General features: G+C 46.1%; 17 protein-coding genes. 12 read left to right on the plus strand and 5 right to left on the minus strand.

What is annotated here, in order from left to right; genetic code table 11:
* Positions 1 to 99 precede the first annotated feature (99 nt).
* Entirely contained in the window at positions 100 to 519 is a 420-nt protein-coding gene (locus tag LRL21_RS19105; RefSeq protein WP_240417403.1) for a DUF1885 family protein, read from the minus strand.
* A 118-nt stretch (positions 520 to 637) separates the two neighbouring features.
* Here LRL21_RS19105 and LRL21_RS19110 point away from each other — a divergent pair, with 118 nt between their 5' ends.
* Positions 638 to 1,462, plus strand: a complete 825-nt coding sequence (locus LRL21_RS19110; RefSeq protein WP_240417404.1) for a Cof-type HAD-IIB family hydrolase — start codon at positions 638 to 640, stop codon at positions 1,460 to 1,462.
* Between the two features lie 123 nt (positions 1,463 to 1,585).
* Here LRL21_RS19110 and LRL21_RS19115 read toward each other — a convergent pair whose 3' ends face one another.
* Entirely contained in the window at positions 1,586 to 3,055 is a 1,470-nt protein-coding gene (locus tag LRL21_RS19115; RefSeq protein WP_476703984.1) for an aminotransferase class I/II-fold pyridoxal phosphate-dependent enzyme, read from the minus strand.
* 278 nt (positions 3,056 to 3,333) lie between these two features.
* On the opposite strand from LRL21_RS19115, the gene LRL21_RS19120 reads away from it, so the two are divergent.
* Complete coding sequence (locus tag LRL21_RS19120) at positions 3,334 to 4,512, plus strand: MFS transporter (protein ID WP_240417406.1); 1,179 nt, start codon at positions 3,334 to 3,336, stop codon at positions 4,510 to 4,512.
* Between the two features lie 100 nt (positions 4,513 to 4,612).
* Here LRL21_RS19120 and LRL21_RS19125 read toward each other — a convergent pair whose 3' ends face one another.
* The 3 genes from LRL21_RS19125 to LRL21_RS19135 form a co-directional block, all read right to left on the minus strand.
* Positions 4,613 to 5,536, minus strand: a complete 924-nt coding sequence (locus LRL21_RS19125; RefSeq protein ID WP_240417407.1) for an S-layer homology domain-containing protein — start codon at positions 5,534 to 5,536, stop codon at positions 4,613 to 4,615.
* Between the two features lie 202 nt (positions 5,537 to 5,738).
* Entirely contained in the window at positions 5,739 to 6,500 is a 762-nt protein-coding gene (locus tag LRL21_RS19130) for a hypothetical protein (RefSeq protein WP_240417408.1), read from the minus strand.
* 109 nt (positions 6,501 to 6,609) lie between these two features.
* Positions 6,610 to 7,245 (minus strand): DUF1054 domain-containing protein, encoded by a 636-nt coding sequence (locus LRL21_RS19135; protein ID WP_240417409.1) that lies wholly within the window; start codon positions 7,243 to 7,245, stop codon positions 6,610 to 6,612.
* A 254-nt stretch (positions 7,246 to 7,499) separates the two neighbouring features.
* On the opposite strand from LRL21_RS19135, the gene LRL21_RS19140 reads away from it, so the two are divergent.
* From LRL21_RS19140 to LRL21_RS19185, 10 genes are all read left to right on the plus strand, one after another.
* On the plus strand, positions 7,500 to 8,456 hold the full coding sequence (locus tag LRL21_RS19140; protein ID WP_240417410.1) for an ABC transporter permease: 957 nt from the start codon (positions 7,500 to 7,502) through the stop codon (positions 8,454 to 8,456).
* 22 nt (positions 8,457 to 8,478) lie between these two features.
* Positions 8,479 to 9,357 carry a carbohydrate ABC transporter permease gene (locus LRL21_RS19145; protein WP_240417411.1) on the plus strand — a complete coding sequence of 293 codons (879 nt, stop codon included), beginning with the start codon at positions 8,479 to 8,481 and terminating at the stop codon, positions 9,355 to 9,357.
* A gap of 165 nt (positions 9,358 to 9,522) precedes the next feature.
* Positions 9,523 to 11,091: an extracellular solute-binding protein gene (locus tag LRL21_RS19150; RefSeq protein ID WP_240417412.1), complete on the plus strand. Its 1,569-nt coding sequence runs from the start codon at positions 9,523 to 9,525 to the stop codon at positions 11,089 to 11,091.
* Positions 11,092 to 11,241: 150 nt separating this feature from the next.
* Positions 11,242 to 12,279, plus strand: a complete 1,038-nt coding sequence (locus tag LRL21_RS19155; protein WP_240417413.1) for a response regulator transcription factor — start codon at positions 11,242 to 11,244, stop codon at positions 12,277 to 12,279.
* Positions 12,276 to 14,129 (plus strand): cache domain-containing sensor histidine kinase, encoded by a 1,854-nt coding sequence (locus tag LRL21_RS19160; RefSeq protein WP_338044645.1) that lies wholly within the window; start codon positions 12,276 to 12,278, stop codon positions 14,127 to 14,129. The genes LRL21_RS19155 and LRL21_RS19160 overlap by 4 nt, the downstream gene beginning before the upstream one ends.
* Positions 14,130 to 14,178: 49 nt before the next feature.
* Positions 14,179 to 14,946, plus strand: a complete 768-nt coding sequence (locus LRL21_RS19165) for an SDR family NAD(P)-dependent oxidoreductase (RefSeq protein WP_240417414.1) — start codon at positions 14,179 to 14,181, stop codon at positions 14,944 to 14,946.
* On the plus strand, positions 14,943 to 17,123 hold the full coding sequence (locus tag LRL21_RS19170; RefSeq protein WP_240417415.1) for a heparinase II/III domain-containing protein: 2,181 nt from the start codon (positions 14,943 to 14,945) through the stop codon (positions 17,121 to 17,123). The genes LRL21_RS19165 and LRL21_RS19170 overlap by 4 nt, the downstream gene beginning before the upstream one ends.
* Complete coding sequence (locus LRL21_RS19175) at positions 17,116 to 19,413, plus strand: DUF4962 domain-containing protein (protein WP_240417416.1); 2,298 nt, start codon at positions 17,116 to 17,118, stop codon at positions 19,411 to 19,413. Before LRL21_RS19170 ends, LRL21_RS19175 begins: the two co-directional genes overlap by 8 nt.
* Positions 19,414 to 19,585: 172 nt before the next feature.
* A complete protein-coding gene (locus LRL21_RS19180) occupies positions 19,586 to 20,164 on the plus strand; it encodes a TetR/AcrR family transcriptional regulator (RefSeq protein ID WP_240417417.1) in 579 nt (192 codons plus the stop codon).
* A gap of 12 nt (positions 20,165 to 20,176) precedes the next feature.
* Positions 20,177 to 22,855, plus strand: a complete 2,679-nt coding sequence (locus tag LRL21_RS19185; RefSeq protein WP_240417418.1) for a phosphoenolpyruvate synthase — start codon at positions 20,177 to 20,179, stop codon at positions 22,853 to 22,855.
* Positions 22,856 to 22,893 lie beyond the last annotated feature (38 nt).

A 22,893-nucleotide genomic window follows, 5' to 3' on the forward strand; every position in this document is an offset into this window, starting at 1 on the left:
GCGACGACAAGAGGGGTTTTTCGCGCGGCAAGGGGAACAGGGCTGTAAAAGGCAAATAGACCTTTCCACTTCAAGAGGGAAGGGTCTGCTGGACCGCTGTTATTTACGAGGATTGAAATACATAATACGTCCGTTGAACAAGTGAAGCTCGGCTTTCCACTGCTTGGCCAAATACTTGCAAAATTCGTTGCCCTTGGCCTTGTCGCCGTGGGTCGATCCATCAGGTAACACGATCTGTACAAAATGCCTGCTAGTGTCACCCTCCTGGGTGGAACCAGTTCCCATTACGATGTAATGATATAAAGGATCTTTACCTTTCAGGTAAAACCACTGATCTGCAGCCTCTGGCTTTGTTTCTATGGTGTAAGGGAAACCGGCATCGCCATATTCCCAGCCTAATTGCTGGCCTGTGAGGTTCAGTTGTTCCTTGTAATGCACAAGTTGTTCTTTTAATTGTTCTAAGGAAAGGGAAGGAATGGTAGAGCCTTCTACGAATTTAATATACGCGCTTTGAGCCATGATCGATACACCTGCCTATAATTTGGACTGATAAGGGTTACATCTGATCGGATACCATGAACATCATAGCATTTTAGAAAGCGTTTTGACAATATGGATAGACAGAGGAGCATATACAATGAATAAGCAACGATTTAAAGGCTATTTGCTGGTTACAGATATGGACGGCACATTATTAAACAGTGGTAAAATCATCAGTCCCGAAAATAAACAAGCCATCGAAATGTTTGTAGAGCATGGCGGCTTGTTCACTTTGGCGACGGGACGCATAACGTCATCGGTACAACGGTTTGCCGATCAGCTGCCGCTTAATGCGCCAGCGGTTTTATATAACGGTGCAGTAATCCATGATTTTGCTAAAGGGGTCGATATTTGGCAGCGCACGCTGGTGCCTTCAGCTGGTTCGGTGCTGAGTCGGGTTATGGAACGGTTTCCCGAGGTGGGCGTGGAAATATATTGCGGCAGCGAGCCATATTTCATTCGTGAAAATGAGACAACCGATTACCATCGTCGTATGGAGAAATTTACGAGACCCGCACTCGAAGGCTTCGAGTCATTGAAGGATCCATGGTTTAAGGTGCTGCTGGCCTGGACACCAGAGCGATTGGACGAGGTTGAACGTTTTACCTCAGAAACTGAGGATGAGGATGTCATTTGGGTACGTTCGGATGAAAAATATTTGGAGCTGCTGCCGTCTGGAGCAACGAAAGGACATGCTTTGGAGCACTTGGTCCAGCTAATGGGCATCGAGATGTCCAAATGTATCGCAATGGGCGATAATTTGAATGACCTTGAAATGATCCGCAGGGCTGGTGTAGGGGTTGCTGTAGCCAACGCTCATGAAATACTGCTGAGCGCTTCCGATCGATCCTGCTGCCATCATGAAGAGCATGCAGTGGCTGATGTTATAGCCTGGCTGGATCGGGAAGTTGTTAGCAACTGAGTGGTCACTTGCTCCTGACAACGCGGGAAAGCACAAGCAAAAAGAACAAGTCGGCTTCGACTTGTTCTTACAGTATGGAAAATAACGAGCTTTACTCACGGGACCTCTACTAGATGGAGAAAATTAGAAGATAGCGTTCGTTTCGACGATAACTTTTACATTTTGAATACTGCGATCCTCTGGTCCTTTAACAGGGAGACCGACTTCAACATGGTCGACAATATAATCGATTAAATCCTGTGAAATGACCTCGCCCGGAAGTAGAATCGGAATTCCTGGTGGATACACATAAATAAATTCGGCAATGATTCGGTCAGCCGACTCCTTGAAAGGAACCACTTCGGTATCACCATAAAAGGCATCGCGAGGCGTTAATGTCAACTGTGGGATGCTCGGAACCTTAATAATTAAATCCGTAGCCGGACGGATGTTATAATTTTGGCTGGAAAGCTCACGCAGGGCATTGAGCAGCGTATCGATGTTCTCGTGAGTGTCTCCTGGAGTAATCAGGCACAGGATGTTGTACATATCGCTGAGCTCAACCTCAATATTGTAATGATCACGCAGCCAGTTTTCTGCATCGTAACCGGTGATGCCCAAGTGGCGCACATGAATATTAATTTTGGTTGGATCATAATTGAAGGTAGCTTCAGTTCCAAGAATATCTTCACCAAAGCAGCTTAGACCAGGAATTTCATTGATGCCATGCCGGGCAAATTGAGCGAGCTCAATCGCTTTGTCAGCCAATTCCTCTCCGTTTATTGCCAAATGGCGGCGCGCGGTATCCAGGGAAGCAAGCAGGATGTAGGAAGTGGACGTTGTGGTCAGCATACTCAGGATGGTTTTGACGCGGCTCGGATTGATGCGCCCTTCCTTAATATTTAATACGGAGCTCTGTGTCATGGAGCCGCCAAGCTTATGAACGCTGGTTGCCGCCATATCAGCGCCGGCTTCCATAGCAGAGATCGGCAGCTTGCTGCTAAAATGGATCAGCACGCCATGAGCTTCATCAACCAGCACAGGGATATTATAGCTATGCACGAGTTCAACGATTTCCTTAAGATCGGCACAAACCCCATAATAAGTAGGATTGATAACCAGAACAGCTTTTGCATCCGGATGTCTTTCCAGAGCGCGTTTGACAGAGCGTGTCGTAATGCCATGATCAATCCCAAGGTTCTTATCACGGACAGGTGAAACAAAAACAGGCTTGGCTCCAGCAAAAATAATGGCTGACATGACAGATTTATGCACATTTCGGGGAACGATAATTTTATCGCCCTGCGAGCAAACGGTCAAAATCATCGTCATGATTGCGCCGCTGGTACCTTGAACAGAGAAGAATGTGTGATCCGCACCAAAAGCATCAGCGGCCAAATGCTGAGCTTCTTCGATCACTCCTGTTGGTTGGTGCAGGTCGTCCAGAGGAGCTATATTTATAAGGTCAATAGATAGGGCGTTATCACCGATAAATGCGCGATATTCCGGATCCATTCCAACTCCTTTTTTATGGCCTGGAATATGAAATTGAATTGGATTGCGTTCTGCGTGTTCTTTCAACGCAGAGAATAGAGGGGTACGCTTGTGGTCCACAGTCATCCCTACCTTTCACGGTATTAGTATTCATACAAACTCTTTTAGATACTAAACTATAATGAGCTAAGGATGCAAGCCATTTGTGTTAATAGTTTGTTAACTTTTGCAATAAAAATTCGTAATTTATTCGAATGTTATGTCCAATTTGTTAATCTTCAAGGTCGAAGGTTTCCCTGTATAAATAAGTTGTGATACGATAGGTCTACAATCTAATAAGCAAGTGCTTTTCGATGTCATGATGTATCGGAAACTTGTAGGAGGCATATAACACGATCATGAACAAACAGCTGGCCATTATCATGGTACTGCTGATGACGATATTTATCGGCTTCGGCATCATTATCCCTGTGTTACCTGATGCGATAGAGGGGTCGGGAGCAAGCAGCTTTCACTTGGGAATGCTGTTGTCCATCTACTCATTGGCTTCGTTTTTGATGGCGCCGATTTGGGGAAGCTTGTCTGACAGAATAGGTAGACGGCCATTAATTATTCTTGGAATCGTCGGTTTTAGCGTCAGCTTTTTTATATTTGGGATTGCTGGTGATAATTTGACCTTGATGTATGTTTCCAGAATATTGGGAGGGTTATTTTCAGGGGCCGCTACGACCTGCGCTGTGGCCTATGTTGCAGATATTACAACAGAGGAGAACAGGACCAAGGGTATGGGACTTGTCGGGATGTCAATCGGTCTCGGATTTATATTCGGTCCTGCAGTTGGTGGTATTCTTAGCAAGTGGGGCTATCAAATTCCTTTTTATACGGCAGCTGGACTTGCCTTCGTTACTTTTTTGTTCGCTTTGGTGATGCTGCCGGAATCATTAGCAAAAGAGAAGCGTCACAAGACACAGGGGGCCAAGGTTTCCCGGTGGACGGCATTTGTTGGCACGGTTAAATATTTGTATGTACTGTCGTTTTTTGTTTCCTTTACCTTGGCAGGCTTGGAAGCTACACTGCTGCTGTTCGAAAAGGATCAAATTGGTGCGACCTCCTTCCAGCTGGGCATTATGTTTGCTGTGAGCGGTGTTGTAGGTGCCTTGATTCAAGGGGGAGTCGTACGCAGGTTCATTAAGCGTGGAGATGAAGCCAGAGTCATTGGCATTGGGTTGGTACTGTCCGCTATCGGCTTTGTACTGATTTTGTTTTCATCAAGCTTGGTCACAGCGTCGATCTACTTATCCGTATTCGCAGCGGGTAATGCACTGATACGCCCTTGTGTGACTTCCTTGATTTCCCAGAGAACCAAAGCCGGACAAGGTGTAGCTTCAGGACTCAGCTCATCCATGGATAGCCTTGGACGCATTACCGGACCACTACTCGGGGCAGGGATTTACCAGTACAGTCATCAGCTTCCTTTTTATATAGGTGCGATTCTTTCTTTGGCAGCACTTTATCTGCTTTATCGTTTTATGGTGCTCGATCGCAGTCAAGCAGCAGGGGAGCTGCGTCAGCTATAGTAATATCTGAACAATTACATATAACCTTAAATTACAGGAACCGCCGGGCTTGAGCAAACATAAGCCCAGGCGGTTCTTTGCCATACATAGCGATTAGGACTCAGGAGGGATTGAGCAGCCTGTATATGACAGCAACGGCTTCGCCGCGCTTCATTTCTTTAAGTGGACGGAAGGTGCCATCCTCATAACCATCAAACAGCTTTGCCTGCTGAACCGCAAGGATATTATCCTTGGCCCAAAAGCTGTCGGCTACGTCTTTGAAGCCCTTGCCCGGTTCGCTTTTTAGCATTTCACTCCGTGACAGGATGGCTGCGATTTCAGCACGTGAAATCTGATTGTCAGGACGAAAGGTGTGGTCTGCATAGCCGTCAATTAATCCATATTCAACTGCTGTAATAATATAAGGTCTGTTTTCCTTGTCGACGTTGAGATCTGTGAAATCGGATGTCGTACTGTTGGATAAAAACATTTGCTTCGCCTTTACCAAATAACGCACAAATTCGGCGCGGGTAATATTTTGCTCCGGTTTAAAAGAAAGGGTTCCATTTTCCTTATTTACATAGCCATCGATGAACTGCTTGTCCAGCAGCTCTTTGATTTCTTTATTGGCCCAGTGGCTGCTAATATCATTGAATTCGGTGGGGATCCCATTAAGAGAGAGGACGTATCGGGTTACACTTTTGTAATCCTCCTCGCTGAGCGATCCTGGCGAGTTTTGCGGCATATTGCGGCTAATGAATTCGTATGCCTGGTCATATGTGCCGTACTTCTTCTTTACATGATCACTGACAAGTGATGGGTATCGGTCAATACCTTTGCCCTCTACGGCATGACAGGCAATACAATTTTGCTCATAAACGAGCAGGCCATTATTAGCTGGGACACTGGCTGCAGGAGGGAGTGAAGCTGCTTGCAGGGTGCTGGTTGAACGGAATTCATCATGCACCCACAGAACACCGGCAATGAGAGTGGTGCCGAGTACAAGCAGGGGAATACGAGAACGGGCGTGGTTGAATAATTTCAAACGAGACACCTCCATAATCAGACCTTATTGTCCATTATAAACGAATCCTGTGACGTAAGTGTGAAGAATTACAAACTTTCATGACGAATTCCGGACAGAATATAACAAAAAAAGCCACAATTCCCACTGTATTGCCGTGGGTTTCGGGGCCTGTTCGTATGCTTGATAAAACTTAGGTTTGGGTTATCAGAGTTATCAGCTATTAACTGGCAGGCTGCCTATTTAAGGTAGCTTGGCCCCGCTTATAGTCAACCTTTTTCTCAACCCATGGTGTAATCTGTTCAGTTATTTGACGAATTAGCTGTTCCTTGGATATTCCTTTGGATGCCGCGATTTCGGTTAATGATTTGCCGGCTTTCGTTTCCGCTTTAAGCTCCTCAGCAGTTATACCCAAAATAGCAGCTAATTGATCAGGAGCAGGCAGCGCGCCGTTATGCTGTTTTTTATCAGCTTTACCAGCACTATGCTTATTGAACTGCCCATTATGATTGACCATAAATTTTAAATGATCTGCCATATTCGCTTTAAGCTTGTCCGCATTCTCGGCTTTAATTTTGCCTGCCAGCACGGCTTCGTCGATCTTTTGGGCACGTTCTGTCTGCAGCTTAGCAATGAAGTCCGCTTCAGAAATACCTTTTTCTTTGGCAATCTCGACAAGGTTTTTGTCCTTCAAAGAAGCGCTAAGCGCTGTTTTATCTATACCCAGAATAGCAGAAGCCTCATCAAGAATCGGCATTTTGCCTTTTACAAAATCACGCTGCGCGGTATGTTCCTTTGTTACTTTGCCAGAATTGGCTTTTTTATGTTCATTTTTATGCTCAGAAGAAGTGTATGGTTTAACAGCTTGATCCGGTGTTTCGGCATAAGCCTGCTGTTTCGTTGTATAGAGAGCAGTTCCACCAAGCAGCAGAGCTAATGTTAAGCTCGTGACAATGACTTGTTTGGGTTGAAAACGGTTCATCATGTACGAAGCCACCTTTCCAGTGGAAAATCAATTAGTTGATTTTATCTATCTCAAACTTATACAAGCAGTCTTAAGCTAACTTGAAGCTAAGCTTAATTTAAGATTAATTTCAGGATGAAGCTTGACGGGCCATCTGGTACAGAGGCATTAAGGTCTCGAAGGTTTGTTTGATGAACTCGGCCAGTGCTTGACCATCGTTAAGAATGGGATTGTCATAAGCGATGTTGTGTCCGATGAGCAGTTCTTCCTTCTTAATATCGCGAAACCTTTCAAATACGGTTTGCAATTCCTGTTCCTTGAGGTTTTTGAAGGAAATGTTGTCTTTTTTCATATGATCAGCGGACAACACGTATTCCTTGGGGATGATGCGACGTATTTTTTTTATATGGGTCAGATAGCTTTCGGCTATCGCCTTTTTGTTAGGGAGCTCGTAGATCAGAGCAAGCCACACAAATATCCGGTCGTCAAACAGCCCAACCTGAAAATGCGGGTGCTGCTTGTAGCCGCGTTTATCATGACCGATTGCCATCCACGTATCAACAGGTGCGTTAACCTTGCGTCGGGCATGCTTCGCTATATGCAAATACATTGGATTTCCAGTGATTAGGGAAAGTTCGTCACGAAGAGGCTCTCCGAGTGCTTTAAATTTAGGCTGAATCCGGGTTTGAATCCCTTCCATCCGACCTTCGAGGCCAGGGATAGAGAATACATCAAAATCATTTTGCGTAAATCCGGTAAATGTCATAGGGGAACCTCCTTTGATTTTTTGGAGAAAACTGAATATGTAAGTGTCCATAAGTCAGCTTCGGTTTGATAGATAGCCTTACTATATCATAGGATCATAGGCCGAACCATATAAGCAGCGCAAGTCTTTGTGACAAACCTAAAAAAAACACAAGTTGGATAAAAGGGATTCCATTGTTCAATATGTGCAATGCAAGTAGGATAAGGGTATATCAATCAAGCATGTACAGATTCATGACAAAAGGGGGCGGCCATATGGCAAGCAAGGTTCAATCAGCAGAGCAGGTCAGCTATCGCGCAACAACCCAAAAAAGCCTATTCAGCTTTATGTGGAAATATAAAGCGCTTTATCTGATTTCACTGCCAGGCATTATTTATTTCTTTATTTTCAAGTACATTCCGTTGTTCGGTTCTATCATCGCGTTTCAGGAGTACAACTTGTTCGGTGGGATCATGGGAAGTGAATGGGTAGGTTTGGAGCATTTTAAAAGAATGTTTGCCCATTACGACTTCCTGATTATTTTAAACAACACGCTGTTGATTGGTCTTTATGATCTAGTGCTCGGTTTTCCCGCTCCTATTATTCTGGCTTTGCTCTTAAATGAATTACGTGTTGTCGTATACAAAAGATTTTTGCAAACACTTGTTTATATGCCACACTTCTTGTCGTGGGTAATTGTGAGCGGAATCGCAATCGGGATTCTCTCGCCATCCACGGGGATTCTTAATCAATTGATCAGCTATCTGGGATTCCAGCCTATCTATTTTCTGGGTGAAGATTCTTATATTCGTTCCGTATTGATTGGTTCAGGGATTTGGCGGGATTCGGGCTACGGCACGATCATTTATTTGGCGGCACTGGCAGGTATTAATCCTGATTTGTATGAAGCTGCCGAGGTGGATGGAGCGAGCCGTTGGCGTCAAACGATTTCGATTACACTTCCTTCGCTACTGCCAACGATTATGATTTTATTCCTGCTGCATATCGGTAAATTTCTTGATTTCGGGTTTGAGCGTGTATATGTATTCCTAAATCCGCTTAACAGTCATAATGGTGAAATTCTGGATACGTACATTTATAAATCAGGCTTGCAGTCACAGCAGTACAGCTACACAACAGCCATTGGCTTGTTCAAATCAATTGTTGGACTCGTCTTAATCGTGATTGGAAATGTATTCAGTAAAAAAACAACGGGCGAGAGCTTGTACTAAACCAGGGAGAGGAGGAAGCGGTATGAGAAAAGTAAGTGCAGGTCAGCAAGTATTTAATGGATTCAACCTCGTCTTTTTGACTATTCTCGGTTTGCTGATGTTTCTGCCTTTTTTGAACGTTTTGGCAGAATCGCTCAGTTCATCAGAGGCTATAATAAACGGTAAAGTCGTGTTTTGGCCGGTCGAATTCACTATGATCAATTATCAATATGTATTCAGTGATGCTTCATTATGGAGATCGTTTGGGATTACGGTATATATCACAGTTGTGGGTACGATTATCAACCTGTTGGCGACAGCCTCGCTCGCTTATCCGGTATCCAGACAGGAGTATATGGGTCGTAAATATATCGTGTTTTTCGTCTTGATTACGATGGTATTCAGCGCTCCATTGATTCCTAACTTTATATTAATGAAGGGCTTGAACCTGACTAATTCTTTGTGGGCCTTGATTTTACCAGGAGCGATAAGCGCCTTTAACTTCTTCGTTATGCGGGCCTTCTTTATGCAAATTCCCCCGGAAATTATTGACTCCGGCCGTATTGATGGCTGCAGTGAAACACGGATGATCTGGAGTATCGTACTGCCGCTGTCGAAGCCGGTCATGGCATCACTTGGGATATTTTACGCGGTAGGTCATTGGAATACGTACATGAATGCTCTATACTATTTGAACAATCCGAACTTGTGGCCGCTTCAGGTAAAATTGCGTCAGCTGATTATGTCGGATGATATCAATATCGATCCTTCGGCTACCCAGTTTAGTTCACTTGCCCATATGAATCCGGAAGGCATCAAGATGGCGACAATTATTATTGCGACCATTCCAATTGTATTGATTTATCCGTTCCTGCAAAAGCATTTTGTTAAGGGTATGATGATCGGTTCGGTTAAATCGTAATAAACGACTGAGCACCCATTCATTTTTTGTATTCTAAAAAAAAGCCTACTGTACCCAATGAAAGTCCATTGTGACAAATCATAGGTGAATCTACAATGAAGCTATCTTGAAAGCGCTACACATCATCATTAAATATTATCAGTTATCAGAAAAGAGGGGTAATACATGAAAAAATGGATGAAGGTAAGTTTGGCTTCCGTAATGGCAGTCACGACATTGACCGCATGTTCTTCCAAAGCACCTGAAACAAATAATGCAGCTGGAGGCAGCAAGCCGGCAGAAAAAGCCAAGTTCTCTATCTCGATGCGAACACTTGCATTTAACCACGTAGAAAAATCACCAAATATTAACGAAGACAAATGGGTAAAAAAGCTGGAAGAATTAACAAATACCGATCTGAACATCGTTTTGGTGCCTCACAAGGAATATGAGCAAAAGATGGTGCAAATGTTTGCAACCAATGATATTCCTGACGTTGTAGGCGGCTCCGGCGGGGTGTCCGGTAAAGAAATGGCGGGCTCCGTGCAAGCCGGCGTGTTCATGCCACTTGACGATTTGCTGCAAAAATACGGTCAAAATCTGTTGAAGAAAATTCCTAAGGATGCATGGCAAAAAGAAACCTATAAAGGTAAAATTTATGCAATTCCTGAGTTTCTATCGAATCCTTCCCGGCGGGCTGTAGCGATACGTAAGGATTTGCTGGATAAAGCAGGGCTGCCGATTCCGAAGACGGTAGACGAGTATTTAACTGTCATGCGCAAGTTTAAAGAAATGGGCGTAGAGAATCCTTATCAAGGCCGCGAAAATTTCAAGTATGCAGATTCATTCTTCGGCGCTTTTGATGCATACCCTTACATGTCGATGTTTATGAAGCAGGGAGATCAGATTGTACCTAAATTTTTCAATGTGGAGAATATGACGAAAGCGCTGCAAACGTATAAAACGATGTTCGATGAGGGCTTGATCAACAAAGAATTCGCAACCATCAACCCTACTGTTTACAAAAACTCGATTCTTGCAGGTAAATCCGGTATTTGGTCGATGAATGCCAATGAAGTACTGCAATGGGAACAACAGCTCAAAGCGAACGTACCCACTGCCAAGGTGGAACTGATTGCGGGACCTACAGGACCGGACGGCAAAGGTGGAGCGTATCTGTATAACTCCGTTACCCGGGCTTGGTTTATTAACAAAAATGTAAAAAATCCGGAAGCGATCATCAAATTCTTCGATTGGATGCTGTCTGACGAAGCTGAGAAATTTTTCACCTTCGGTATAGAGGGTGAGACATTCAAAACCGTTGATGGCAAAATTGAATACAAAGCTCCTACTGAGCCTCAGGCTGTCGATGAAGAGCGTTACCGTCAGGCATTCCTCTGGATGGTTCAAGACACTACCTACAACAAGGGCACACTCAGCTTGACAGAAGATGGTAAGAAACTGATGAGTACGTACGATAACATGCTCGCCAAAGAAGGCCGTGACGGGATTCAATTCGAACCGCGCCTTGATGCATTGATCAAAAACCCGGACATTTCACCGGAATCCGACTATGCGGCGCCGCTTATTTTGCAGCACATGGTCAAAATGGTTTATGGTAAAGAGCCGATTTCCGACTGGCCTAAGGTGATTGAAGAGTATAAGTCCAAAGGCGGAAATGACGTCATCAAAGAAGCAACTGAGAAATTTAATAAACAAGATCCAAGTGTGACGATCAGCATGCCGCGTCGATAATTGTTCTACATTGAACTCCTCATGTCTGATGACATGGGGAGTGCGTTTTATTCAGGTCATGGCTAAAAGGCTTGTGTGCGAAAGGATTTCACATCTGGCATCGTGTATACTACAAGCATAGATGTTTAATTCAGCAAAGGAGGCGACCTCATGTACAGCATCATGATTGCGGATGACGAGCCGATGATCCGTAAAGGATTGCAAAAGCTGATTCAACAATCAGGTCAGCCGGTATCAAGCTTACGATTAGCAGAAAATGGCGAGGATGCGCTGCAGCAGATTCGTGAGGAGCGTCCTGATTTCCTGTTTACAGATATTCGGATGCCAAAGCTGGACGGGCTTGAGCTATGCAGACACGTGTCAGAATTGGACCCGAGCATTCACATAGTGGTTGTGTCCGGGTACAGTGATTTTGAATATGCGCAAAAGTGCTTGTCCTATGGTGTGAAGGAATATGTATTAAAGCCGATTAGCAAGAAAACAGTCGAAGCCGCTTTGATCAAGCTGACACATCTGCACACGCTGCAGCAATCGCAAACCTTTGTCTCCGTGCAGCGGCTCGAGGAATGGGTTGGCGCCATGGAGGATGCGATATGGTCACTGGATTATAAAGGCTTAAGCGGCATGCTGAATAAGGTTCAATTGGAGCTTCAAGCTCAGCGGCTGCGTCTGAATCAATGGATTGATGTGCTGGGTGAATTTTCGGCACTGTTGTATAAGCGGTTGCTTGGCCGGGATGTATTTTCCTTCATCGAAAAGCTGGATTTGACTGGCGTCAAGAATGAGGATGAGGTATGGTCTCGGTTTGCAGCAAGTCTTGAGCAGCTATTCGCAGAATTGAAAGTAAAACGTAGAGGCAAGCTGAAGGACCCTGTTGAGGAAGCCAAGCAATATATTGAGACGCATTTAGCTGAAGAGGTATCGCTGGAGGAGGTTGCGGGTCGTATCGGGCTTAATGCCTCCTACTTTAGTCAACTCTTTAAACAAACGACTCAGGAAACCTTTGTGCAATACCGTACGCGCAGGCGGATGGAGAAGGCTAAGAAGCTGTTAGCCCAGCCGCATTACCGGATCACGGACATTTCCGGTGAAGTGGGCTATGCCGACCATCCGCATTTCACCAAAACCTTTAAAAAGCATACGGGCTTATTGCCATCTGAATTCAGGAACAAGCTGGGAATCGAATGATGAAAATGCGCACGCTTTCCGGACAAGTTTATTTTTATTTTGCGATTGTCATTGTCATATCGCTGGCTTCTGTTGGATTTGTGTCGTATTTTCAGGCTTCGCGAGCTTTGGATACACAGGTTGAGCAGTATATGGAGCAAATGATTGAAAATGTTGCTTATCAAACGGATATTTATTTACAAACGTACGAGCTCTTGAGCAACACCTTCTCATCGAATACGGATGTCAGAAATTTTTTTGAGATCGGACCGAATGATTCCTACGAATATTATTATTATTCGAACGAAATTAAAAATTTTGCCTCCCGGTCCGTACAGTCGATTCAAACGATTTACAAACAATTGAATGTCATATATATCGTTGGGCGGCAGGGCAGATCCGTTGTATACGATAATCAGAATTTTCTTTTCAGTGAAGCGGGACTCAGTCCAGAAAGATATGATTGGCTGATGAAAGCAATACCTGAGGATGGCTCAATCGTTCTTTTGAATACGAGTTTTCGCCCGAGCGACCAAGGTACGGTAGTTACGATGGCACGTCAGGTACGTGGGGCTGCTTACACGGATTTTAAAGGAATTGTGGCGATTGAGTTCAAGCTGCAGGAGCTCGCCAAGATTTGGGATCGGGTCAATATCGGGAAGGAAGGGTATTTTTTCATTGTGGATGAGACAGGAAAGTCGATTTATCATCCGCCCTTCGCTCAGCCTGATGAGCAGGTATTCAAAGATATTGCCGCACATTTGACAGATAGCAATAACAAGGTGTTTCAAGCGGAATACTTGGGCAAAAACCGGATGTTTGTGGCACGCAAATCCGATTATTCGAACTGGCGGCTGCTTGCCTCTGTACCGGTTAGTGAGCTGCGCAAACCGATTTCGACAATACGAACAACAACCATCGTAGTTGGCTTGCTGACCCTGATTGTGGCATTGTGGCTAGCTTGGCGATTCGGACGTTCGCTGCTGGCACCGATTCGAGAGCTAAAGGACAGCATGCGTGAAACGGAAAAAGGTAATTTTCAGCACATTGACGAGATCGAGCGGACAGATGAAATTGGAGGCCTCGTTCATAGCTACAATCTGATGGTGACTCGCTTGTCCGAAATGATCAACAAAGTGTATGCAGCTGAGCTGCAGCAGCAGAAGGATGCTCTGCAGATACAAGAGACGGAAATTGAGCGGCATCGTGCCGAATTTCAAACTTTGCAGCTGCAGATCAACCCGCATTTTTTATATAACACCTTAGAGACGATTAATTGCTATGCCATTGTTCAGGATTCGCATGAGATTACCGAGATGGTTGAAGCTATGGCTTTTATGCTGAGGTATTCGATCCAGACGAATCTGGAAGAAATTACGGTGGCTAACGAATTGAATCATGTGCGCAATTACTTGATCATTCTACAGCACCGGATCGACCGTGAGTTTGAAATTGATGTCATTATCCCACCTTCGCTGCTGTTGGAAAAAATGGTCCGCTTAACCCTTCAGCCTGTTATCGAAAACTGCTTCCAGCATGCTTTTCCAAATGGGATTGAGGTTCATCACCGGATATCGATTGATGCCCGAAAGCAGCTGGGGCTGTTTCAAGTTATTGTTGAGGATAATGGGATTGGCATCCCGCCTGAAAGACTTCGGGAGCTGCAAGAGCAATTAAAGCTGAACCGGTTAGCGGAGCAGCAGACGGAATCAGGCTATTATCGCCGCGGCGGCATTGGGCTGATGAATGTGCATCGTCGCATTCAAATGGTATTTGGCGAGCAGTATGGGATGCAGATTGAAAGTGAATGGGGACAAGGAAGTCGAATTGTCTTATCGATGCCCGATATACCTAAACCTATAAAAATATAATACGGGATGATAGCAAAAACCCGTTGATAATCTGAGGAGGAAACACATAATGAACACACAGTTAAATGGGAAAATCGCTTTAGTTACCGGATCTAACGCAGGTATTGGACGCGCAACTGCTGTATTATTGGCAGCAAATGGGGCCAAGGTTGGTGTTAGCTATTTGAACAATAAAGAGCAGGGCGAAGAAACGGTAGCGATTATTCGCCAAGCGGGTGGACAGGCTGAGCTGTTTCAAGCAGACGTGACTGACGCTGCACAGATCGAAAGTCTGGTAAGCGGTGTGGAAAGTGCATTCGGCGGAACGATTGATATTCTGGTTAATAATGCAGGCCATATGGTACAACGTGTGCCGAATGTCGATATGACGGAAGAGATGTATGACAAGATTATGAATGTTAATCTGAAAAGCACGGTGTTTATGTGCAAACGCGTCATTCCGGGTATGAAAGCCAAGGGTGCAGGGCGTATCGTGAACATGGCTTCAGTTGCTGGACATAACGGAGGCGGTCCTGGAGCAAGTATATATGCAGCGAGTAAAGCCGCTATATCGGCCTACTCCAAGGGCTTGGCCAAAGAGATCGCAGGTGATGGAGTCACTGTGAATATCGTATCCCCTGGCTTCATTGGACAAACCGCGTTTCATTCTACATTTACGACCGATGCAGCACGTCAGGCTACAATTGGCGGCATCCCGTTAAAGCGTGAGGGAACGCCGGAGGATGTAGCAGGTGCAGTCTTGTATTTGACCTCAGAGCTGGGTGCCTATTTGACAGGTGAGACGATTGAAGTCAACGGCGGGATGTTCATGCGATGAGAATAGAACAGAAGCTGCAATCCACCTTATGGGCGAATGAAGCCCTGCAGAAGCTGAAGGAAGAGCTCGATGCTCTTCTTTCCAGCGATAGTCTCCATATTCCGAAAGAACCAGGCGGTTGGTGGCATCAATATGTGTGCCCAGAGCATCATGTCGAACTTCTGTTCGATCCTGCTGAGCGTGATGCTCATAGCTTCCAATGTCCGCATGGCTGCCGTATTGAAGGTGAGGCGTATCGCGGGGCATGGCTCGTGTTTAAGCACCAGTCCATGGCAAGGTACGCGCTGCAAGCAGCGGCCATATATGCAGGCATCAAAGAATCAAGCTACGCTGAGCTGGCCAAGCAAATTATTATTAATTATGCTGCACAATTTCCACAATATCCGGTGCATCCGGATGCTCAGCCCTGGATGTTGAAGGGGCGCGCCTTTCATCAGGCATTAACGGAGGCGATTTGGTCTACGACGATTTTGCGCGCCTATTTACTGCTTAAGGATGAAGGGGTTGGCTTTAACGAAACGGAAAAAGCGACACTGGATGTGTTTCTTTCCATGCTGGAAGAGAGTATGGTGCAATACCGCCATATCTTGATTCATGATCGTCAGAATGCGGAAAACAATTATACTGCGTGGCTAAATGCTTCACTTTCCTGCGTTTATGCCATTCGTGGACAGCAGGAGCTTCTACAAGGCTTGATTGATGGAGAAGGCGGTTGGAAGCACCATCTTTCCATTGGCGTAAAACCGGATCAATTCGAATTTGAAGGCAGCACTTATTATCATATTTTTGTATTGCGTGCGTACTTGATTTCAGCGGAGATGGCAGAACGGTTCGGTGTGGATTTATATCATATACAGGCGGAAGAGGGCCAATCCATGCGCGGGATGTTTGATGTGCTAGTAGGGCTGGCAGATGATCAAGGTATGCTTCCGGCACTGCATGATGGCCCGTTGGCGAGAGTTCCTTTTGCCAGAGAAATCGCGGAGATTATGGAAATTGGTCTTGCTTATTACGACAATGAGCTTTATGCTCCGTTGTTAGGTGAAGCCTATCGGCAAATGGATGGAGAGGCTCGTCGAATTTCATTGGAAGCACTTGTGTATGGAGTAGGTGATGCCACTCTCACAGATACTGGTCTATTAGCAGGAAGAAACACACTGCTGCTGAAGGATTCGGGATTTATTGTTGGACGGAAAGCGGGTAATCCCTTATCCTACCTTGCAGATTTTGGTCCACACGGTGGTTCACATGGGCATTATGATAAGCTGCATGTATCCATACAGTACGAAGGTGGGACATTTACACCGGATCTGGGTGTGGTTCCTTATGGATCTTCCCTGCGCAAGCAATGGTTTGCCGAGACGGTCAGTCATAATACGGTTTCGATTGATGGGCAATCCCAGGCTGAGCATTCAGGTCTATGCAAGCTGTTCACGGAGTCGGAGCAGGCTGTATATACTTGGCTGCAATCAGATGGAGCCTATGAGGGCTGTACATTAAACAGGCATCTGCTCTTAAGTGGAGAGTGGCTGGTCGATTGGTTTGAGGTTCAGCTGTCTGAAGAGCGTACGATCGATTGGTGGATGCATCCGCTCGTTAAGCCTCATGCTGCAGACGGAGCCTGGGTGAGAGACAGTGGGGACGATGATGGGTTTGGTGCATTGGGCTACGCTGGTCACGGATACGATCTGGTGAAGCTTACGGACTATTATGAAACAGAGGAAGGAGATTGCCTGGGGCTGGCGGAACAACTTGATTTGCTTCCGACTCCCAAGATTCTGACGCTCCAATATACGCCTGATAGCGATATAACGAAATTGCTGCATCAATCGATTGTTGCTTTTCCGGGAATGTCACTGCTGCGTGTAGAAACACCAGGGACCTCTATAGATCCGAGCCAAGCATTAAGTGGCTTGCTGCAGCGGCAGGTGGGCAAGCAAGCTAACTTTATACAGATTTATAAGCTGGGTCCAGCCGTTCATGTCAATTGGAAAGCAAGTGAAGCCACAAGTACCGTTGAAACGAATAACGAAGCTTCGACAATCGAACATGCACATGTAATCAGTATGAATTCTAGTAATGGACAACTGGTAATTAGCACTCAGTCGCAGGAAGCGGTTTGCGTGCTTGATCGTGAACAAGGGCTGGTTGTGACATGGAGGGACAAACATGAGTAAAGCATTATACCAACCTCAAAGCGGACTATTGACTGTACAATATGCACCAGATGAACAGACCGTTTTAATCGAGAATCCGCCGCGGTTTACTTGGATACCGGCTCAGCTTGAGCATGACCAGTATATACTGCAGTATTCAACATCCTCGCAATTTACATCAGAGGATACCGTAACGGTTCAACCGATTCCTTACAATTTGTATACACCTGATCATGTTTTCGCCGCAGGAACTTACTATTGGCGGTATGCGCTATTGCAGAGAGGAGAAGGACAACCTACAGAATGGAGCCACATTCGCAGCTTTACGGTACAGGAGGGTTTGCCGGAAACACCACTGCCGTCGCGTGGACACCGGTATACGGATATTTCCATGAAGCATCCCAGATTGTGGCTGCAAGCCGAAGAGCTGCCGGAATTTCGTCGCACGGTTCGTGAGCAGCCAACCCAATACGGTTGGGATGTATTCCTGGAACGCTCGGTACAACCATGGGCCGACCGTGAACTGATCGCTGAGCCCTTGCCATATCCAAACAATAAGCGTGTAGCCAACTTGTGGCGTCAAATGTATATCGATTGTCAGGAAGCTTTATACGCAGTGCGTCATCTTAGTGTTGCAGGCGTGATTCTTGAGGATGCCGATTTGATTGCACGGGCCAAAGTGTGGCTGCTGCACATTACCTCGTGGAATCCGGAGGGTACGACAAGCAGAGACTATAATGATGAGGCTTCCTTTCGTATTGCCGGAGCGCTTGCATGGGGCTATGATTGGCTCTATCAGGAGCTGACGGAGGAAGAACGCGAAGCAGTACGCACTAATTTGTTGGCTCGCACCCGCCAGGTTGCGTTCCATGTAATCGAACGTTCCAAAATCCACCATGTTCCTTTTGACAGTCATGCCGTTCGCTCTTTATCGTCGGTTATCGTTCCAAGCTGCATGGCTCTGCTTGGCGAGGCCGCAGTTGCAGAGGAATGGCTTGATTATACACTGGAGTATTATGCATGCTTGTATTCTCCATGGGGCGGGGTAGATGGAGGTTGGGCAGAAGGTCCAATGTATTGGACGACCGGGATGGCTTTTGTAACAGAAGCTATGAATTTGTTGAACAAATATACAGGAATTAACTTTTACCGTCGTCCTTTTTTCCAGCATACGGGTGATTTTCCGTTGTATTGCTTTAGCCCGGATACACTTCGTGCCAGCTTTGGCGATCAATCCACGCTTGGTGATCCGGTAAGCTTGAAAACAGGCTTCAATATTCGCCAATTTGCTGGGATTACCAACAATGGGTACCATCAATGGTATTATGAGCAGACTCGGGCGATCGATACGGATTCCGAGATGAAGTTTTACAATTATGGCTGGTGGGATTTCCGTTTTGACGAGATGATGTATATGCATGATTATCCGGCTGTGCAAGCCAAAGCACCTACAGACATTGAACCTGTAAAATGGTTCCGAGATATAGGCTGGGTAGCTTTTCACGCCCATATGGATCGTCCGGAAGACCATATCATGCTGTTGACCAAAAGTAGTCCTTACGGCTCAATCAGTCACAGCCATGGAGACCAGAACGGCTTCCTGCTGCATGCCTATGGGGAACCACTTGCGATTGAGAGCGGCTATTATGTTGCCTTCGGCAGCACGATGCACATGAATTGGCGCAAGCAGACAAGGTCTACCAATAATGTATTGATCGATGGTCTGGGACAATATGCAGGCACTAACAAAGTACTGAATATGTCGGCATCAGGCACGGTGGAAGCTGTCGAAACCCATAAGGGTTATACGTATTCCCGCTGTAATGCGACCCCAGCTTATCAGGAGCAGGTTCCTTACCTGGAGCGATATGTCAGAGAGCTGTATTTTTATGAGGATTCCTATATCGTAGTTGTAGATCAGATTGATCTGTCACAGCCGGGACGTGTCGATTGGCTGTTCCATACGCTGTATGAGATGGAACTGGATGGACAGTCCTTTAAGGTTCATGGGCAAAAGGCAGATATGGATGGGCGTTTTGTGTACAGCTCATCCGGCGATCTCTCGCTGTCACAGCATGACGAGTTTACAGAAGTAGACTCTGCAGAGATAGAAGGTCTGGACCGTCATTGGCATTTGACGGCTGCAACGCAATCAGCCCGTAGTCATCGCATTGCCACACTGCTGGTGCCACTCCGTAAGGATGAGCCCAAGTATGTATCCTACTTCATGGATGATCAAGGTCATGGTGTGCACATTTACTTTACGGAAGACGGCGTTACCCATAAGGTAGAGATTCCTAAGCCTTATTAAGCTGTTGAGAGAGAACGGCAGTTCATCCTTCGGGTTAGCTGCCGTTCAATTTTATGTGCTGATTAAGAGAAGTATCGGTACGATGAATGATTGACGGGTACACATTTTTTTTGTAAGATGGAAACTATAAAAACTATATCAGTTTCCTTGGTTTCAAGGTGGGGAGAGTATCATGGTGGATGAAGCTATGCGCATACGTATCCTACAGACAGCTGCCGATTTATTTCAAAAAAAAGGATATCGCTCTATGACTTTGAGTGAACTGTCGGCACAGCTTGGGATGAGCAAGAAAACCTTATACGTGTATTTCAATGGGAAGGAGCAGATTGCAGCAGGCGTGCTGGAGAACACGATGGCAGCGATCAGCGCCAGGATTGACGAATCGACGCGTCAGGAAGGAGATCCGCTTCATTTATTAAGAGACACACTTTATGGAGTCAAGCAAGAGCTTGTGAAGCTGAATCCGATGTTTCTGGAGGATATCCAGAAGTATATACCAGAGCTGTGGGAACGTATTGAAGCCTTTCGCGCCGGACAGCTTACTTTTATTGAGAAACTGCTGGTTCAGGCTCAACAGGCAGGATTGATTCGAGATGTCGATCCGCGAGTTGCTGCTGTTGTTATGTCAGAAAGTGTGCAGACCTTTTTGCGTCCGGATTTTGCCTCAAAGCATGGATTTACGACGATTGATGTAGCTGAAACCTTGCTTGTCATGTTTACAGAAGGTCTTCGAATCCATAACGATCATTGAGGAGTGTGTGTGATGAAAGGATACGTTCTTGACTTTGCACAGATCGATGAAACGAGTATATCCATTGTAGGTGGAAAAGGTGCGAATCTTGGCGTAATGACGAGAGCAGGCTTTCCGATACCTCCCGGATTTTGTGTAACGACTGGCGCTTACCGCGATTTTATCGGGCAAAGCAGTCTGATGGAAGCCTATTTTCACCAGCTGGATGGGATCAAGGCCGACCAATTGAATGCGATATCCGAGCTTGGCTTAAGTATCCGCAAGCATCTTGTCACGTTAGCCATTCCGGAAGCTATTACTGCTGAAATTATTGGCCGCTGGGAGCAATCAGCTAAAGATAATGCCTATGCGGTTCGTTCCAGCGCGACTGCTGAGGATCTTCCCTATGCCTCATTTGCCGGGCAGCAGGATACGTATTTGAATGTAAAAGGAAGCGAGCAGCTGCTGCTAGCCATCCGTCAATGCTGGGCATCACTGTTCACGGATCGAGCCATCTCCTACAGAGCCAAGAATGGATTCGATCACCGCTCGGTGCAGTTATCTGTGGTTGTCCAGCAGATGGTGTTTCCCGAAGTATCGGGTATTATGTTCACCGCTGATCCGATTAGTGGTCATCGGGGAATCCTTTCTATTGATGCCAGCTATGGACTAGGAGAGGCTCTCGTATCGGGTCTGGTCTCAGCGGATTTATATCAGGTGCATGCGGGAACGATTATTTCCAAGAAAATAGCCAAAAAGAAGCTTGCCATTTTCTCATTACCGGAAGGCGGTACTGTTACAAGGGAATTGCCAGAAGCTATGCAAGACAGACAGGCACTTGAAGATTCTCAAATTGAACAATTGGCATCTCTCGGTGCAAAAGTCAAGGATCATTATGGAACGGATCAGGATATCGAATGGTGTTACACAGGAGGTTCGATCTATATTGTCCAGAGCCGACCGATTACATCGTTATACCCGCTTCCCCAAGTGTGGACGGCAGCAGGAGAATCTCCCCGTATTCTGCTCTCGTTCGGGCACCAGCAGATGATGACAGATGCAATGAAGCCGATGGCGCTGTCGATCTGGCAGACGATGTTTCCCTTCGGGAAACCTGCCGTTCAAGTTGAAAGTAAGTTGACGTATCGTGCTGGCGGACGAATGTTTATTGATATCACCCCCATACTAACTCTTAAACCAGCAAGGAGCCTTGTACCCAAGGTTCTAAAAGGTGTTGACGAAATGATGGGCAGCGGTGTAGGTGAATACGTTCAACGGGATGTATTTATTCAAGGCATCAAGCGGCCTAAAGGACTTGCTATGCGGGTGGCACGATTTGTCTTTCCCTTGCTCGGGAGAGTCGTTAACAATCTGCTGTTTGCTGATACCTCACGGGCAGTTCACACCGTTAATACATGGCTAAGATCCTCGTTCCAATCGGGCAGGAATCAATTGACAGACGTGAGCGGAGCGAATAGGGTACTTGAAGTGCAGGAGCATGCCGGAAAGCTGCTGCGTTCCCTGTTTCAAGAATTGATGGCCTATCCGTTGTCGGGTGTTATTGCATCCAGACTAATTCAAGGACTTGCTGGAAGATGGTTGCATGACAATGAAGTCATTCACATTTTAAATAAATCGCTGATTGGCAACGTCACCAGTGAGATGGGACTGATGATCGGAGATTTGGCGGATATCGCCAGGCAGTATCCCGAGGTCACCGCGTTAATTCGTGAGGGCAGGGCATCAAGCTTTTGCGAGGATCTTTTGACGGTCGAAGGCGGTTCTGTCTTTTTACCCGCATGGGACCATTTTATTGAGTTGTATGGCATGCGCTGTGCAGGTGAAATCGATATTACGCGCCCGAGATGGAGAGAGGATGCCAGCTCGCTATTGCCCTCGATTGAAAGCCATATCAGAACGATGAGGCATAAGGAACACAGAGAGCGGTTTGCACAAGGCGCATTAGAGGCTCAAACGGCTGCTGACGACTTGTTGGATCGTCTCGGGAAGCTGCCCTTCGGATGGTTTAAAAAGAGATTAATGGGCCGCTTACTGCGAGTATTTCGCGATTTGATGTGCATTCGGGAGCATCCCAAATATTTGATGATGCAGCACTTCAGCTTGTTCCGGCAGGCTATTCTGAAGGAAGCGCAAAGTTTGGTGCAGCAAAGAGTATTGTCTGAAGAAGAGGATGCCTTTTACTTGACCTTGGATGAACTGCTGCACTTGACGCAAGGCAATTCGATCGAGCATCTCTCCCAAATAATAGTTGGTCGCAAACAGGAATATGAGCACTACAAGTCACTCACACCGCCGCGGCTGATGACAAGTGAAGGTGAGATGATTACGGGCCAACGCAGTCAGCAGGATGCACCAGAGCATGCACTGCTCGGAACCCCGGTGTCTGCAGGAATCGTAGAAGGGATTGCCCGCGTAGTATTACGTCCTGAGGATGCGAAGCTGAACAAAGGTGAAATCTTGATTGCCCCATTTACAGATCCGGGGTGGACGCCGCTGTTTCACTCGTGTGTAGGTCTGGTGATGGAAGTAGGCGGATTGATGACGCATGGTGCCGTCGTAGCGCGCGAATACGGGCTTCCAGCTGTAGTAGGCATAGATGACGCAACCAGGCTGATTCACGATGGTGACCTGATTCGTCTGGATGGTACGCGTGGATTTGTAGTAGTCTTGACTTCGAGTACGAGACCATAGTCAAAAGCCCTTCGAGGCATCACTTGGATGCTCAAAGG

This window comes from Paenibacillus periandrae, assembly GCF_022458865.1.
GTDB lineage: Bacteria > Bacillota > Bacilli > Paenibacillales > NBRC-103111 > Paenibacillus_S > Paenibacillus_S periandrae.

Coding starts and splice junctions, on each gene's coding strand:
- LRL21_RS19105 (WP_240417403.1), bottom strand. CDS start 519: ATGGCTCAAAGCGCGTATATTAAATTCGTAGAAGGCTCTACCATTCCT.
- LRL21_RS19110 (WP_240417404.1), top strand. CDS start 638: ATGAATAAGCAACGATTTAAAGGCTATTTGCTGGTTACAGATATGGAC.
- LRL21_RS19120 (WP_240417406.1), top strand. CDS start 3,334: ATGAACAAACAGCTGGCCATTATCATGGTACTGCTGATGACGATATTT.
- LRL21_RS19130 (WP_240417408.1), bottom strand. CDS start 6,500: ATGATGAACCGTTTTCAACCCAAACAAGTCATTGTCACGAGCTTAACA.
- LRL21_RS19135 (WP_240417409.1), bottom strand. CDS start 7,245: ATGACATTTACCGGATTTACGCAAAATGATTTTGATGTATTCTCTATC.
- LRL21_RS19140 (WP_240417410.1), top strand. CDS start 7,500: ATGGCAAGCAAGGTTCAATCAGCAGAGCAGGTCAGCTATCGCGCAACA.
- LRL21_RS19145 (WP_240417411.1), top strand. CDS start 8,479: ATGAGAAAAGTAAGTGCAGGTCAGCAAGTATTTAATGGATTCAACCTC.
- LRL21_RS19150 (WP_240417412.1), top strand. CDS start 9,523: ATGAAAAAATGGATGAAGGTAAGTTTGGCTTCCGTAATGGCAGTCACG.
- LRL21_RS19155 (WP_240417413.1), top strand. CDS start 11,242: ATGTACAGCATCATGATTGCGGATGACGAGCCGATGATCCGTAAAGGA.
- LRL21_RS19160 (WP_338044645.1), top strand. CDS start 12,276: ATGATGAAAATGCGCACGCTTTCCGGACAAGTTTATTTTTATTTTGCG.
- LRL21_RS19165 (WP_240417414.1), top strand. CDS start 14,179: ATGAACACACAGTTAAATGGGAAAATCGCTTTAGTTACCGGATCTAAC.
- LRL21_RS19170 (WP_240417415.1), top strand. CDS start 14,943: ATGAGAATAGAACAGAAGCTGCAATCCACCTTATGGGCGAATGAAGCC.
- LRL21_RS19175 (WP_240417416.1), top strand. CDS start 17,116: ATGAGTAAAGCATTATACCAACCTCAAAGCGGACTATTGACTGTACAA.
- LRL21_RS19180 (WP_240417417.1), top strand. CDS start 19,586: ATGGTGGATGAAGCTATGCGCATACGTATCCTACAGACAGCTGCCGAT.
- LRL21_RS19185 (WP_240417418.1), top strand. CDS start 20,177: ATGAAAGGATACGTTCTTGACTTTGCACAGATCGATGAAACGAGTATA.